Annotated in this window: 17 protein-coding genes; 13 read left to right on the top strand and 4 right to left on the bottom strand. The window is 65.5% G+C overall.

What is annotated here, in order from left to right:
• The gene (locus tag CKO35_RS05180; RefSeq protein ID WP_200173306.1) at positions 1–597 is read left to right on the top strand and encodes a hypothetical protein; all 597 of its coding nucleotides are present in this window, start codon (positions 1–3) and stop codon (positions 595–597) included.
• 54 nt (positions 598–651) lie between these two features.
• On the opposite strand, the gene hemE is transcribed toward CKO35_RS05180, so the two are convergent.
• The 3 genes from hemE to rpsU form a co-directional block, all read right to left on the bottom strand.
• On the bottom strand, positions 652–1719 hold the full coding sequence (hemE, locus tag CKO35_RS05175) for a uroporphyrinogen decarboxylase (RefSeq protein ID WP_200173305.1): 1068 nt from the start codon (positions 1717–1719) through the stop codon (positions 652–654).
• A gap of 127 nt (positions 1720–1846) precedes the next feature.
• On the bottom strand, positions 1847–2299 hold the full coding sequence (locus CKO35_RS05170) for a GatB/YqeY domain-containing protein (RefSeq protein ID WP_200173303.1): 453 nt from the start codon (positions 2297–2299) through the stop codon (positions 1847–1849).
• A 14-nt stretch (positions 2300–2313) separates the two neighbouring features.
• Positions 2314–2529 (bottom strand): 30S ribosomal protein S21, encoded by a 216-nt coding sequence (gene rpsU / locus CKO35_RS05165; RefSeq protein ID WP_008931893.1) that lies wholly within the window; start codon positions 2527–2529, stop codon positions 2314–2316.
• A gap of 155 nt (positions 2530–2684) precedes the next feature.
• On the opposite strand from rpsU, the gene tsaD reads away from it, so the two are divergent.
• The gene (tsaD, locus tag CKO35_RS05160; protein WP_200173390.1) at positions 2685–3698 is read left to right on the top strand and encodes a tRNA (adenosine(37)-N6)-threonylcarbamoyltransferase complex transferase subunit TsaD; all 1014 of its coding nucleotides are present in this window, start codon (positions 2685–2687) and stop codon (positions 3696–3698) included.
• A gap of 71 nt (positions 3699–3769) precedes the next feature.
• Here tsaD and plsY read toward each other — a convergent pair whose 3' ends face one another.
• Complete coding sequence (gene plsY / locus CKO35_RS05155) at positions 3770–4369, bottom strand: glycerol-3-phosphate 1-O-acyltransferase PlsY (protein ID WP_200173301.1); 600 nt, start codon at positions 4367–4369, stop codon at positions 3770–3772.
• 185 nt (positions 4370–4554) lie between these two features.
• Between plsY and bioH the strand changes: the two genes are divergently transcribed.
• From bioH to CKO35_RS05100, 11 genes are all read left to right on the top strand, one after another.
• The gene (gene bioH / locus CKO35_RS05150) at positions 4555–5328 is read left to right on the top strand and encodes a pimeloyl-ACP methyl ester esterase BioH (protein ID WP_338031749.1); all 774 of its coding nucleotides are present in this window, start codon (positions 4555–4557) and stop codon (positions 5326–5328) included.
• Entirely contained in the window at positions 5321–6187 is an 867-nt protein-coding gene (gene bioC, locus CKO35_RS05145; RefSeq protein WP_200173299.1) for a malonyl-ACP O-methyltransferase BioC, read from the top strand. Before bioH ends, bioC begins: the two co-directional genes overlap by 8 nt.
• Positions 6188–6351: 164 nt before the next feature.
• The gene (gene ccoN, locus CKO35_RS05140; RefSeq protein WP_200173297.1) at positions 6352–7848 is read left to right on the top strand and encodes a cytochrome-c oxidase, cbb3-type subunit I; all 1497 of its coding nucleotides are present in this window, start codon (positions 6352–6354) and stop codon (positions 7846–7848) included.
• An 18-nt stretch (positions 7849–7866) separates the two neighbouring features.
• Positions 7867–8601, top strand: coding sequence for a cytochrome-c oxidase, cbb3-type subunit II (ccoO, locus tag CKO35_RS05135; RefSeq protein ID WP_200173295.1), 735 nt, complete (start codon positions 7867–7869; stop codon positions 8599–8601).
• Positions 8602–8616: 15 nt separating this feature from the next.
• A complete protein-coding gene (locus CKO35_RS05130; RefSeq protein WP_200173293.1) occupies positions 8617–8814 on the top strand; it encodes a cbb3-type cytochrome oxidase subunit 3 in 198 nt (65 codons plus the stop codon).
• Positions 8811–9755, top strand: a complete 945-nt coding sequence (gene ccoP / locus CKO35_RS05125; protein ID WP_200173291.1) for a cytochrome-c oxidase, cbb3-type subunit III — start codon at positions 8811–8813, stop codon at positions 9753–9755. Before CKO35_RS05130 ends, ccoP begins: the two co-directional genes overlap by 4 nt.
• A gap of 18 nt (positions 9756–9773) precedes the next feature.
• A complete protein-coding gene (gene ccoG, locus CKO35_RS05120; protein WP_200173289.1) occupies positions 9774–11168 on the top strand; it encodes a cytochrome c oxidase accessory protein CcoG in 1395 nt (464 codons plus the stop codon).
• Positions 11169–11189: 21 nt separating this feature from the next.
• Complete coding sequence (locus CKO35_RS05115) at positions 11190–12017, top strand: FixH family protein (protein ID WP_200173287.1); 828 nt, start codon at positions 11190–11192, stop codon at positions 12015–12017.
• On the top strand, positions 12014–14509 hold the full coding sequence (locus tag CKO35_RS05110; RefSeq protein ID WP_200173285.1) for a heavy metal translocating P-type ATPase metal-binding domain-containing protein: 2496 nt from the start codon (positions 12014–12016) through the stop codon (positions 14507–14509). The genes CKO35_RS05115 and CKO35_RS05110 overlap by 4 nt, the downstream gene beginning before the upstream one ends.
• Positions 14509–14706 carry a cbb3-type cytochrome oxidase assembly protein CcoS gene (ccoS, locus tag CKO35_RS05105; RefSeq protein WP_200173283.1) on the top strand — a complete coding sequence of 66 codons (198 nt, stop codon included), beginning with the start codon at positions 14509–14511 and terminating at the stop codon, positions 14704–14706. Before CKO35_RS05110 ends, ccoS begins: the two co-directional genes overlap by 1 nt.
• Entirely contained in the window at positions 14706–14876 is a 171-nt protein-coding gene (locus CKO35_RS05100; RefSeq protein ID WP_200173398.1) for a hypothetical protein, read from the top strand. The genes ccoS and CKO35_RS05100 overlap by 1 nt, the downstream gene beginning before the upstream one ends.
• The last annotated feature ends 58 nt before the right edge of the window (positions 14877–14934 follow it).

Below are 14934 nucleotides of genomic sequence, written 5' to 3'. Positions count from 1 at the left end.
ATGTCCAGCAATGATCTTCGGGTGCGCCAGATGATTGCCGAGGAGGCGGCGCGCATCATTTTGGATGAAGGGGTGGTGGACTTCCGTCTGGCCAAGCGCAAGGCGGCGGATCGGCTGGGGGCGGGACAGACCCGGAATCTGCCCAGGAACGCGGAGATCGAGGAGGCGGTGATGGAGCGTCAGCGTCTGTTCGAGGATGACGAGTCACGGCTTCAGCTTCGGCACCTGCGGCAGGTGGCGGTGAAGGCGATGCGCATGCTGGAGCCCTTCAATCCCCGCCTGGTGGGGCCGGTGCTGGCCGGGATCGTCAATGGCCGGGATGAGTTGACCCTGCATGTGTTTGCGGACAGTCCGGAGGAGGTCATCTTCTTTCTGCAGGACCGGGGTGTGACCTGGCGGGCGGACGAGCGCCGGTTGCGCAGCGGGCAGGGGCATGTGTTTTATCCCTGCATCGAGTTCGGCGCGGAAGGGGTGGACGTGGATGTGGTGGTGTTCCCGGTGGACGGGATCCGTCAACCGCCGCCGAGCCCGGTGGACGGGCGGCCGATGAAGCGGGCGGGGGTGAAGCTGGTGGAGCAGATGCTGGAGGGGGGCTGAGCCCCTCTCTCCAACCCCTCTCCCGCAAGGGGAGAGGGGCTTTTTCCCGCCTCGTCAGCCGGCGTGGTACTGCTTGCCTTCTTCGTGCACCGTTTCCACCAGGGCGGCAACGTTTTCCGGGTCGATCTTCGGATGGATGCCGTGGCCCAGGTTGAAGACGTGGCCGTTGCCGTGGCCGAAGCCGGCCAGGACCTTCCTGGCCTCTTCGCGGACCTTGTCGGGGGACGCATACAGCACGGCCGGGTCCAGGTTGCCCTGCAGGGCCACGCGGTCACCCACCCGCTTGCGGGCATCGCTGATGTTCACGGTCCAGTCCAGACCCAGGGCATCGCAGCCGGTGTCGGCCATGATTTCCAGCCACTGACCGCCGCCCTTGGTGAACAGCACCACCGGCACCTTGCGGCCTTCGGCTTCGCGGGTCACGCCTTCGACGATGCGCTGCATGTACTGCAGGGAGAACAGGCGGTAGTTCTCCGGGCTCAGGGAGCCGCCCCAGGTGTCGAAGACCATCACGGCCTGGGCGCCGGCGGCGATCTGGGCGTTCAGGTAGACCACGACGGTGTCGGCCAGTACGCCCAGCAGGTGGTGCAGGGTGGCCGGGTCGTCATACATCATGCCCTTGATGCGGGCGAATTCCTTGGAGGAGCCGCCTTCCACCATGTAGGTGGCCAGGGTCCAGGGGCTGCCGGAGAAGCCGATCAGGGGCACCCGGCCGTCCAGTTCCTTGCGGATCAGGCGCACGGCGTCCATCACATAGCGCAGTTCGCCTTCCGGGTCGGGCACGCCCAGGGCGCGGATGGCGGCGGCGTCCTGTACCGGGCGCTCGAAGCGGGGGCCTTCCCCTTCGGAGAAGTACAGGCCCAGGCCCATGGCGTCCGGGATGGTGAGGATGTCGGAGAACAGGATGGCGGCATCCAGGGGAAAGCGATCCAGCGGCTGCATGGTGACTTCGCAGGCCAGTTCCGGGTTTTCGCACAGGCCCATGAAGCTGCCGGCACGGGCCCGGGTGGCGCGGTATTCCGGCAGGTAGCGGCCGGCCTGGCGCATGATCCAGATGGGGGTCGTGTCCACGGGCTCGCGCAGCAGGGCCCGCAGGAGTCGGTCGTTTTTCAGTTGGCTCATGAGTTCTCGATGCACATGGGGTTAAACCCCCGATTATACGAAGGGTTGTCCGTGTGCGTATATGGATGGAGGGGCGTTTACCCGGGGCCAGGTCATGAAAACGGCCGATGTGGCGGCCCGTGCCGGGTCAGGACAGGCGGCTTTTGACCATTCCGCTGACCGCGGCCATGTCGGCGCGGCCCTGCATGCGGGGCTTGAGCAGGTTCATGACCTTGCCCATGTCCCGGACCGATTCGGCGCCGGACTCGGCCAGGGCGGCATCGATCATTTGCCGGATTTCATCGTCCGTCAGGGCCTGGGGCAGGTAGGCCTGGATCACTTCCAGTTCCGCCTGTTCCACCTGGGCCAGGTCGTCACGGCCGGCCTGCTGGTACTGGCTGATGGATTCGCGGCGTTGCTTCACCATCTTGTCCAGCACTGCCAGAATCTGGGCGTCGTCGAGTTCGGTGCGGCTGTCCACTTCCATCTGCTTGATGGCAGCCAGGATCAGACGCACCGTACCCAGACGGGACTTGTCGCCGCCGCGCATGGCGGCCTTCATGTCCTCGGTGATCCGGGACTTGAGCGAGGAGGTCGTCATGGCGCGTAGAGGACTTAGTACAGACGCTCGCGGCGGCTGATTTCCTTCGAGAGGCGCTTCATCTGACGCTTCACGGCAGCAGCAGCCTTGCGCTTGCGTACTTCCGTGGGCTTTTCATAGAACTCGCGGCGGCGCACTTCGGTCAGTACACCGGCCTTTTCGCAGGTGCGCTTGAAGCGGCGCAGGGCGACCTCGAAGGGTTCGTTCTCTTTTACTCGCACGTGGGGCATAAAATCGTCACCGTCCGTCAATTCAGTTCACAGGTTCAGGGGCACAGCTACTCCACCTCCGGCGGAGAATCACGCATTATAGGATGGTGCGGACCAAAAACCAAAGCCCCGTGAGTGAAATGAGCCTGAAAAAGTCTGTTGATGCCGAAAACGCCCTGTGTGTCCTGGGAATCGAGACCTCCTGCGACGAGACCGGGGTGGCGGTGTATGACACCCGCCGGGGGCTGCTGGCCCATGCCCTGCACAGTCAGGTGGCTTTGCATGCGGAGTATGGCGGGGTGGTGCCGGAACTGGCCTCCCGTGACCATGTGCGCCGGGTGTTGCCGCTGGTGCGTCAGGTGATGGGGGAGGCCGGGGTGAGTGGCGATGACTTGGACGGGGTGGCGTTCACCGCCGGGCCGGGGCTTCTGGGCGCACTGCTGGTGGGGGCGTCGGTGGCCCGTAGCATGGCCTGGGGCTGGGGCGTGCCGGCGGTGGCCGTGCATCACATGGAAGGGCATCTGCTGGCGCCCCTGCTGGAGGAACCGGCGCCGGCGTTTCCGTTCGTGGCCCTGCTGGTTTCCGGTGGTCACACGATGCTGGTGGATGTACAGGGGCTGGGCCGGTACCGGATTCTGGGGGAAAGTCTGGATGATGCGGCGGGAGAGGCCTTTGACAAGACGGCCAAGTTGCTGGGTCTGGGGTACCCGGGTGGTCCCGCGCTGGCGCGGCTGGCGGAGCAGGGGGACCCGGGGCGGTTTCGTTTCCCCCGGCCGATGACGGATCGGCCGGGGCTGGCGTTCAGTTTTTCCGGTCTGAAGACGCGGGCGCTGACCACGCTACGGGACGGTCCCCGGGATGCCCGGCTGGATGCGGATGTGGCGCGGGCATTCGAGGATGCGGTGGTGGATACCCTGGTGATCAAATGTCGGCGGGCGATGCAGGCGGTGGGGGCGCGGCGCCTGGTGGTGGCCGGTGGGGTGGGGGCCAATCGTCGTCTGCGGGCGGCACTGGCGGAGATGGTGGCCGAGGAGGGCGGGCAGGCGTTCTATCCGCGCATCGAGTTCTGTACCGACAACGGGGCGATGATCGCCCTGGCCGGAGCCTTGCGTCTGGCTGCCGGGGCCCATTGCGGGCTGGAGATCCCGGCCCGGGCCAGGTGGAGCATTGACGAGCTGGTGCCGGTGTAGCACCTTCGGTCGTCCCAGCGGGAGCGGCTCCCCCCCCCCGGCTCCCGCGGGCCGGGGATGTTTCGACGGGCCTATGGCTGTTTTTTCTGCCCGATTCTGGGTTCCGTCCTGTTCATGATGCGACGGATGTTGCTGGCGTGCCTTACATAGATGAAGGCCATCATGAAGCAGGCCGCGACGGTGACCCAGGCATCTCCCATGATCAGCGCCACCCAGATGGGGGCCGAGGTGGCCGCGGCCAGGGCGCCGATGGAGGAGGTGCGGGTGATGGCGGCGGCCAGCAGCCAGGTGACCAGGGTGCAGAGGCCCACGGCCCAGTGCAGGCCCAGCAGGACACCCAGGCCGGTGGCCACGCCCTTGCCGCCCTTGAACTGGTGGAACACCGGGAACAGGTGGCCGAGGAAGGCGGCCAGGGCCACCAGTGCCAGGGCAAGACCTTCCAGCCCCAGGGCCTGGGCGATCAATACCGGGATCAGGCCCTTGAGAAGATCTCCCGCCAGGGTGATGATGGCCGCTTTTTTGCCGCCGGAGCGCAGGACGTTGGTGGCGCCGGGGTTGCCGGAGCCCTGGGTGCGGGGGTCGGGCAGGCCCAGCAGCTTGCAGGTGATGATGGCGGTGGAGATGGAGCCGATCAGGTAGGCGGCGATGGTCAGTATGATGGGCAGCAGCATGGGGTGGCGTATCCTCGCCGGCCGGGTGGTCGGTCGGGCGGTTGGGTTTGCCGCGCATGATAACCGAGAACATGCCTTAAAGCCCCTCCCCTTTGTGGGAGAGAGGTTGGGGTGAGGGGAAGACCATCTGAATGCAGAAAGATACTGGGAATGCAGAAATATACTGGCCCGGAGGAGGGGTGTGAGTGACTGTTGCCTTGACAAGCCATTCCCAGGGTAACGGCCCGAGCCTGACCCTGATCCACGGCTGGGGTCTCAATGCCGGGGTATGGGAGGATCTGGCCCGCGCCCTGGCCGATGATTTTCAGGTCTGTTGCGTGGATCTGCCCGGCCATGGCGCCGCCGCCGATGAGACCCTGCTGGGGGATCTGGATACCCTGGCGGATCGCCTGGCCGCCACCCTGCCGATTTCCGGGTCCACCCTGGTGGGCTGGTCCCTGGGTGCCCTGGTGGCCCTGCAGGCTGCAGCACGCCATCCGCGGCGGGTTCACCGGGTCATTCTGGTGGCCGGCACGCCGCGCTTCGTGCAGGCCCCGGACTGGCCCCATGCCATGCGCCTGCCGGTGCTGGATGCCTTCGCCCAGGGCCTGGCCGCCCAGTACCGGGTGACACTGAACCGCTTCTTGTCCCTGCAGTTCCACGGCCTGCCCGATGCCCAGGCGGCATTGAAGACCCTGCGTGGCCGTCTGCTGGACAGCCCGCCCACGCCCGAGGCCCTGACCGAGGGGCTGGGATTGTTGCGGGACATGGATCTGCGCCCCACCCTGGCTGCGTTGCCATGTCCGGTGCATGCCGTGTTCGGGGAGTACGACACCCTGGTGCCCGCCGCCGCCGAGACGTCGTTCAAGGCGCTGCGGCCGGCCATGGGCACCGCCGTGATCGAGGGTGCCGGCCATGCCCCGTTCCTGTCCCGACCGGCCGAATTCGAGGCCGTTCTCCGGAGTTTCCTGCATGACTGATCTCTCCCGATACCGCGTGGACAAGCAGCGGGTACGCGCCACCTTCGACCGGGCCGCCCCGTCCTATGACGAGGCGGCGGTGTTGCAGAAGGAGGTCTGCAGCCGGTTGCTGGAGCGGTTGGCGTGGATCCGGCTGCAGCCGTCGCGGGTGCTGGATGCGGGTACGGGCACGGGGCAGGGGCTGCGCGGGCTGCGCCGACGGTATCGCGGCGCGCGGGCGGTGGGGCTGGATCTGTCGCCGTCCATGTTGCGGCAAGCGGGCAAGGGGGGCGGCTGGTGGCGCAAGCCGGGGCTGGTGTGTGCGGATGTGGAGGCGCTGCCGTTTGCCGATGCCGGTTTTGATCTGATTTTTTCCAGTCTGACCATCCAGTGGTGCAATGACCTGGACCGGACGTTTGCCGGATTCCGGCGGGTGCTGGCTCCCGGTGGGCTGCTGATGTTCACGACCTTGGGGCCGGATACCCTGCATGAGTTGCGTTCGGCCTGGGAGGCGGTGGATGGTCATGCCCATGTGAATGCCTTTCTGGACATGCATGACGTGGGAGATGCCCTGGTGCGGGCCGGATTTGCGGACCCGGTGATGGATGTGGACCGGATCACGGTGACCTATCCAGGGATGCGGCGCCTGATGCGGGATCTGCAGGCGATCGGGGCCACCAATGCCCTGCTGGGGCGGGGGCGGGGGCTGACCACGCCGTCACGGTTGCGGGCGGCGGAGGCGGCCTATGAGTCGTTCCGGAATGCCGAGGGTGTGTTGCCGGCGACCTATGAGGTGATTTACGGGCATGCCTGGGTGACGGCGGTACCGGCGCCCAGTCCGATGCCGGAGCGGGGGGTGATCCCGATTGCCCGGGGCTGATCAATCTTCCTGTTGCCCCTATCAATTCCGTTGACTCGAACCCTTCAATTCCTTGGGTTATAGTCGGATATTAAGAGCGTGCGACCGACGATTGCCGGGTTCGCAAAATTCCAGGGAACGGGCTATACCCTTAAGTAAAAAAGGGAAGACCCAGAGATCTCGCCATGGCACAGACCCCCTCCGCCGACGTCGACCGCAGTCGTACCCAGGTCGCGCCCTCCGAGCAGTACAACTACGACATCGTCAAGAAATTCGCCATCATGTCCATCGTCTGGGGCGTGCTTGGCATGGGGGTGGGGGTCTGGATCGCCTCGCAGCTCGCCTTTCCCTTCCTGAACTTCGACATCCCGCAGATCACCTTCGGCCGCTTCCGGCCGGTGCATACCACCCTGGTGATCTTCGGCTTCGGCGGCAACGCCCTTTTCGCCACGTCCTACTACATCGTGCAGCGAACCTGCCAGGCCCGCCTGTTCGGGCCGAAACTGGCGGAATTCACCTTCTGGGGCTGGAATCTGGCGGTGGCGCTGGGGGTGATCACCTACATGTTGGGTTACACCCAGGGACGGGAATACGCCGAGTTCACCTGGCAGATCGACCTGCTCATCACCGTGGTCTGGGTGGCCTATTTCCTGGTCTACCTGATGACCCTGCTGCGCCGGTCCCAACCCCACATCTATGTGGCCAACTGGTTCTTCATGGCCTTCATCCTGGCCACCGCCATCCTGCATATCTTCAATAACCTGGCGATTCCGGTGAGCCTGTTCAGCCTGGAGTCCTACTCCCTGTTCTCCGGGGTGCAGGATGCCATGACCCAGTGGTGGTACGGCCATAACGCGGTGGGTTTCTTCCTCACGGCCGCCTTCCTGGGGATGATGTACTACTTCGTGCCCAAGCAGGCGGGCAGGCCCATCTATTCCTATCGACTGTCCATCGTCCACTTCTGGGCCCTGGTGTTCCTGTACATGTGGGTGGGGGCGCACCACCTGCACTGGACGGCCCTGCCGGACTGGGTTTCCACCCTGGCGGCCACCTTCTCCATCCTGCTGCTGCTGCCCTCCTGGGGCGGGATGATCAACGGCGTCATGACCCTCTCCGGGGCCTGGCACAAACTGCGCACCGATCCCATCATGCTGTTCATGATCACCTCCCTGTCGTTCTACGGCATGGCCACCTTCGAGGGGCCGATGATGTCCCTCAAGAGCGTGAATGCCCTGTCCCATTACACCGACTGGACCGTGGGCCATGTGCATTCCGGGGCACTGGGCTGGGTGGCGATGATCACCTTCGGCTCCCTGTATCACCTGATCCCGCGGCTGTGGGATACCAAGCTCTACAGCATCCGGCTGGTCTACGTGCACTTCTTCCTGGCCACCATCGGCATCGTGCTCTACATCACCGCCATGTGGGTGGCGGGGATCGGGCAGGGCCTGATGCTGCGGGCCTTCGATGAGTACGGCAATCTCTCCTACACCTTCATCGAGACGGTGGTGTTCCTCCATCAGCCCTATGTGGTCCGTGCCCTGGGTGGCGGGCTCTTCCTGGCCGGGATGCTGCTGATGGCATACAACATCTACAAGACCGTCGAGCCGGTCAGGCGGGAGGCGGCCCGGCAGGTCGCGTCCGGCCGTACCGAAACGACGGCATCCGCCTCGCGGGCCTGACGGGGGAGCCGCACAGTCATGAAACATGAAATCATAGAAACCAATGCCGGCCTGCTGATCGCGTTGACCCTGGTGGTGATCAGCATCGGGGGACTGGTGGAGATCGTGCCCCTGTTCTACATCGACGATACCGTGGAGGAGGTGGAAGGGGTGCGCCCCTACACGCCGCTGGAACTGCGGGGCCGGGATCTCTATGTGCGTGAAGGCTGTTACACCTGTCACTCCCAGATGATCCGTCCGTTCCGGGACGAGATGCTGCGTTACGGGCATTACTCCCTGGCGGCGGAGTCCATGTATGACCATCCCTTCCAGTGGGGTTCCAAGCGCACCGGCCCGGACCTGGCCCGGGTGGGGGGCAAGTATTCCAACGACTGGCATGTGCGCCATCTGATCGACCCCCGTGCCGTGGTGCCCGAATCCATCATGCCCGGGTATCCGTGGCTGGCGCGCCGGGATCTGCGCTATGACGACATCGAACGGCGCATGCGTGCCCTGCGCATCGCCGGGGTGCCTTATTCCCTGACCGAGGAGGAGTTCGCCGCCAACGTGGAGCGCTTCGGCGAGGAAACGGCCCGGCAACTGGACATTGCCCGCGCCCGGGAGAATCTGGAGGCCCAGGCCCGTCGCGGCAACTATGACGGGGACCCTTCCCGGATCACGGAGATGGATGCCATGGTGGCCTATCTGCAGATGCTGGGGACCCTGGTGGACTTCACCCGGTATGACGAAGGGTACTTCGTGGAATTCAGGTAGTTTTCGGGAGTTCTTATGGATCTCTGGTATTGGATCACGGATCTCAATAACAGCAAGATGGTGGCCCTGCTGCTGTTCTTCAGCACCTTCGTCGGCATCCTGATTTATCTGTTTTCCAGCCGCAAGCGGTCGGAGCGGCTGGAGTCCTACCGGTTCATTCCCTTTGACGACGATGAACCGGATCAAAAGCACCAAGACGGGAAACACCCATGAACGAGCCCGGACACGAGCAGCAGTCGGCCCCCGGCAAGCCGGGGGAAGTGGAGACCACCGGCCATGTCTGGGACGGTGACCTGCGCGAGTACAACAATCCCTTGCCCCGCTGGTGGCTGTGGAGCTTCTATGCCACGGTGGTGTTTTCCCTGATCTACTGGCTGCTGTATCCCGCCTGGCCCATCGCTGGCACGTATACCAAGGGGATTGCCTGGATCAACTACGAGGTGGAGGGCGAGTCCCAGCGCAGTCACTGGAACAGTCGGGCCCTGCTGGTGCGGGATATGCAGACCGGTGACGCAGCGGTGCGCCAGCGGGAGTTCCTGCAGGTGATCGCCGAGGCCGACCATGACACGGTGCTGTCCGATACGGATATGCTGGCGTTCGTGAATTCCTATGCCCGGGGGATCTTCGGTGACTTCTGTGCCGCCTGCCATCAGACCGGCGGGGCGGGCATCATCGGTCTGTATCCGAACCTGGCCGATGACAACTGGCACTGGGGCGGGACCATCCAGGCCATCGAACAGACCATCACCCGGGGGCGGATGGGCTACATGCCTCCTTATCGTGAAACCTTCGATGACCAGCAGGCCGACGCGGTGGCCGCCTATGTGCTGAGCCTGGCCGGTCACGAGGGCGGGGACCCGGAGCAGGTATCCCTGGGCGGGTCCATCTTCCAGGGTTACGAGGGCGGCTGTTATGCCTGTCATGGCCGCGAGGGGTTGGGTCTCAAGTCTCAGGGGGCGCCGAATCTGACCAACGACATCTGGCAGAACATCGATGTGACGGGCGCGCAAAGCCATGCCGAGCGTCAGGCCCTGGTCCGGGATCTGATCCTGCGCGGGGTACAGCGGGAGATGCCCGCTTTTGGTGATCGCCTGTCCCCGGCGGAGATCCGGGTGCTGGCCACCTATGTGCATCAGTTGGGCGGGGGGCTTTAAACGCGGTATGGAGATGCAATGTCCGAGCAATACCAGGCCCGTATTCCCATCTATCCCCGCAGTGTCAAGGGTCGTTTTCGCAACCTGAAATGGGCCGTTCTGGCCCTGGCCTACGGGGTGTTCTTCCTGTTGCCCTGGCTCCGCTGGGAACGGGCATTCGGGCCTGACCAGGCGGTGCTGTTCGACATCCCCGGCAGACGTTTCTATCTCTTCAATCTGCTGGTGCATCCCCAGGACATCTTCTGGCTGGCGGCGGTGCTCATCATCCTGGCCCTGTTGCTGTTCATGGTCACCGGGCTGGCGGGACGGGTGTTCTGCGGCTATTTCTGCTTCCAGACCCTGTGGACCGACGTGTTCATGGCCATCGAGCGGGCCATCCAGGGTGACCGGGGGGCGCGGATGCGTCTGGACCGGTCGGGCTGGACGGCGGGGCGACTCCTGAAAAAGGGGGCAACCCATGCGGTCTGGCTGGGGGTGGCCTTCCTCACCGGGCTGACCTTCACCCTGTATTGGGCCGATGCACCCGCCCTGACGGCGGCCTTTTTCACCGGGCAGGCCCCCTTTGCCGCCTATGCGACCACCGGGTTGCTCACCCTGACCACCTGGCTGCTGGCCGGGGTGCTCCGGGAGCAGGTGTGTACTTACATGTGTCCCTATGCCCGGTTCCAGAGCGTGATGTTCGACCGGGACACCCTCATCATTTCCTATGACCGGGATCGGGGAGAGGGCACCGCGGGTCGGGCCACGTTGCGGGACGGTGGCCGCGACCTTGCCGCGCGCAGGGAGGGCGGGGTGGGTGACTGCATCGACTGTGATTACTGTGTGCAGGTGTGTCCGGTGGGCATCGATATCCGTGACGGTCTACAGTATCAGTGCATCCACTGCGCCCTGTGCGTGGATGCCTGTGACGCGGTGATGGATCGTCTCAAATGGCCCCGGGGGCTGGTGCGTTACACCTCCGAACATGCCCTGGCGGGACAGCGGACCCGTCTGCTCAAGCCCAAGACCCTGGGTTACGGGGTGCCGCTGTTGCTGATCACCCTGCTGCTGGCGTGGGGGGTGGCCCATCAGGCCCCGCTGGATGCCTCGGTGAGTCAGGTCCGTCAGCCGCTGTTCGTGCGTCTGTCGGACGGCTCGATCCAGAACAGTTACGAGATCAAGGTGAACAACAAGACCCAGTATCCCATGACCCTGGAGGTACGGGTGTCGGGGCTGGACGGGGCGGTGCTGGACATGGGCCGGATCGAACAGGTGACGCTGATGCCGGAGCATCGGACCACGTTGCTGGCCCGGGTGCGTTATCAGGCCCCGCCGGGGGCGGCTCGCCAGCAGGCGCTGGTGTTCGAACTGGTGCCGGTGATGCCGGAGGGTCTGGACCCGGTGCTGGTGGGGTCGCAGTTCATACTGAGATAGGTTTTAACCGGAGACACGATCATGGATTCACTCGTCCTCAGCCTGGGTCTTGGCGTCGGCGCCGCCATGGTGCTGTTCTTCATCCTCTACCGCTTCACCCGGCTGCGGGCCTATCAGGTGTCCCTCACGGTGTTGGCGGCGGTGCTGCTGGTGTTCATCCCCGTTTCCATCGTGTTCTGGCCCGGCGCCGATGTCTTCGCCATCCATCTGGCCCTCTACGTGATCACACCCTATGGCCTGGGCATCATCATGTCCCAGCTGGAAAACCAGAAGGTCCGCGACAGCCGGCAGACCGGTCGGCCGCGCATCCACTGGGCACCCGCCACCATCGTCGGCTTCTTCCTGGTCATCGCCACCGTCAACGGCATCCTCGTGACCCTGGCTCACCAGGGCATGCCCAGCGGCATGGTGGGACGGCTTCTGCCCGAACCCCGCGGCGGCGCCGAGCAGGTGACGTCGTTCTTTCCCGGCACCGCCGCCCACATCTCCCACAAGAACCAGGCCCTGGCCCAGAAATACATGGAACAGGCCCGGATCCAGGCCGAGCGGGGGTGGCAGGTGCGTCAGGGCTGGCTGGAGGCTCCGCGTCTGGACAAGGACAGCATCTTTCAGGTGAAGGTCACGGACCGTACCGGCGCCCCGATCAGCCGGGCCCAGGTGATGGGGGAGTTCATGCGCCCCTCCGATGAGCGCCTGGATCAGCCGTTTCAGATGACCGAGATCGGTCCTGGCCTGTATCAGGCCCAGTTGCGCTTTCCCGCTCCCGGCCGCTGGGATCTGCTTTTGCAGGTCCGCCAGGGGGAAAACCTGCACGAACAGCGCGCCGTGACCTCGGTGCGTGAAGGGTGAACGCGGTCCTGCAATCCACCCTGGAACCCGACGCCCCGGGGGAGGACCGGGCCTGCTTTCATTGCGGTCTGCCGGTGCCCGCCGGCAGCGATTTCAGCCTGACCGTGGACGGCGAGATCCGGGGTTTCTGCTGCCCCGGCTGCCGGGCGGTGGCGGCGGCCATCATCGATGCCGGTCTGGGGGATTATTACCGCCATCGCACGGAAAAGGCCGGCGCCCCGCCGGATCCCGCCGCGGCCCTGGATGCCCTGGCCCTCTACGACAGCGAGCAGGTACAGCGCGGTTTTGTGCATGTGACGCCGGGGAATTTGCGGGAGGCCTCGCTGATGCTGGAGGGCATTGTCTGTGCCGCCTGCGTCTGGCTGAGCGAACGCCATGTGCAGGCCTTGCCGGGGGTGGTGTCCTTTGCCGTGAACTATTCCACCCATCGCGCCCGGGTGCGATGGGATCAGAGCCGGATCAGCCTCAGCGCCATCCTTCGGGCCATCACGGAGATCGGTTATCGGGCCCATCCGTTTGATCCCGGACGCCAGGAGGCGGTCTTTCGCAAGGAGCGGGACCGGGCCTTGCGGCGTCTGGCGGTGGCGGGCCTGGGGATGATGCAGGTGATGATGATCGCCGTGGCCCTGTGGCTGGGCCATGGGGTGCCCGGCCAGGAAGACATGATGCAGTTCCTGCGCTGGGTGGCCATGCTGGTGGCGGCACCGGTGGTGTTCTATGCCGGTGCCGGCTTCTTTGTGTCCGCCTGGCGGGACCTGCGCCGGCGACGCCCGGGAATGGACGTGCCGGTGGCCCTGGCCATCGGGTCCACCTTCGTTGCCAGTGCCTGGGCCACGGTGACCGGGCATCCGGAGCATGTGTATTTCGAGTCGGTGACCATGTTCGTGTTCTTCCTGCTCACCGGCCGCTATCTGGAGATGGCGGCCCGCCAGCGGGCGGGTCAGGTCACCGAATCCCTGGGGCGGCTGTTGCCGGCGGTGGCCACGCGCGTCGGGGACGACGGGGACGAGGAGGTGCCGGTGACCGACCTGCTGCCCGGAGACCGGGTGCGGATCCGGCCCGGGGCACCGGTGCCGGCGGACGGGATGGTGCTCTCGGGAACCTCCAGCGTGGACGAGTCCCTGCTCACCGGCGAGAGCCTGCCCCGGCGCCGGGCGACGGGGGATGCCCTGGTGGGCGGCACGGTGAATGTGGAAAGCCCGCTGGTGATGCGGGTGGATCAGGTGGGTCAGGATACAGTGCTCTCGTCCATCCAGCGCCTGCTGGAGCGGGCGCAGACGGAAAAGCCCCCCATGGCCCTGCTGGCGGAACGGGGTACGGGTGGGTTTGTGGCGGCGGTCCTGTTGCTGACCCTGGTGACGGGGCTGGTGTGGTGGCTGTGGGTGGATCCGGCCCGTGCCTTCTGGGTGATGGTGACCATGCTGGTGGTGAGTTGTCCCTGTGCCCTGGCCCTGGCCACCCCGGCGGCGATCACGGCGGCCACCGGGGCGCTGACCGGCCGCGGCCTGCTGACGGCCCGCGGACAGGCCCTGGAACACCTGGCCGGGATCACGGATGTGGTGTTCGACAAGACCGGGACCCTGACCGAGGGGCGCCTGAGCCTGCGGAAGGTGGCGATGCTGGGGGATGTGGATGAAGCCGGTTGCCTGGAATATGCCCGCATCCTGGAGGCCGGTTCCGAGCATCCGGTGGGACGGGTGTTTCAGCGGGTCGGATCAAGCGGCGGTCCATCTTCGGCGGAGGCCGCGGCCTCCGGGGAGGTCCGTGCCCATCCCGGCCGGGGCATGGAAGGGGTGATCCGGGGCCGTCGGCTGCGCATCGGCGCGCCGGATTTTGTCCGTGAACTCGGCCCCGATACCCAGGCCGACCCGCGTCTGGCGCATCTGGCCGAACAATGGCCCCATGGGGGGCATGTGGTGCTGGGCGACGATCAGGGCCTGCTGGCGGCCTTCGTGCTGGAGGACCGCACCCGCCCGGACGCCCTGGAAGCCGTGGCGGGACTCAAGGCACGGGGCATCACCGTACACCTGTTCTCCGGGGATGCCCCGGCGGCGGTGTCCTTTCTTGCCCGGCAACTGGGGATCGAGGATGCCCGGGGCGGGCTGTCCCCGGCGGACAAGCTGGCGGCCCTGGAGGCGTTGCAGTCGGCGGGTCGGACGGTGGCCATGGTGGGGGACGGCGTCAATGATGCCCCGGTGCTGTCAAAGGCCCATGTATCGGTGGCCATGGCGGGCGGGACCCAACTGGCCCAGTCGGGGGCGGACATGATCCTGTATCGGGATCAGCCCGGGGTACTGCCGGCCGGTCTGGACAAGGCCCGGGAGACGGTGGCCGTGATCCGTCAGAACATCCGTTGGGCCATCGGCTACAACGCCCTGGCGCTGCCGGTGGCGGCGGCGGGACTGCTCACTCCCTGGCTGGCGGCCCTGGGGATGTCCCTGAGTTCGCTGCTGGTGGTGGTGAATGCACTACGGTTACGGGATTCGCGCTGATGGAGATGCTCTACATTCTGATCCCCTTGGGGATGATTTTTCTCGGCCTGGCCCTGGTGGCGTTCCTGTGGACGGTGCGGTCCGGGCAATACGACGACATGGAGGGTCCGGCACACCGGATCCTCATGGATGACGATGATCCGCGGATTCCGCGCCGTCGTCGGGATGACAGACCCGATTCCGGGGAGGGTGAGTGATGAACAAGTTGACGATGCACAAACTGGCTGATTGGGGGCGGGCGCTGCGGCGCCTGCCGGTGCTGAATCACCCCATGTTCAGTTTTGACAATGCGGCCATGACGTTCATTGTGGCGCTGGTGGTGGTGTCCTGGCTGAGTTTTCTGTCCGTGATTCTGTTTGGGCGTTGAGCCGGGGTTGGGGTGAGGGGGGCGGGAACTCTCCGACACGGTTAGCACTCCAACCTCG

The sequence above is a fragment of the Ectothiorhodospira shaposhnikovii genome, from assembly GCF_016584105.1.
Taxonomy (GTDB): domain Bacteria; phylum Pseudomonadota; class Gammaproteobacteria; order Ectothiorhodospirales; family Ectothiorhodospiraceae; genus Ectothiorhodospira; species Ectothiorhodospira shaposhnikovii.
The sequence above is the reverse complement of the archived record's forward strand: the minus strand, read 5'-3'. Positions and strand labels throughout refer to the sequence as shown.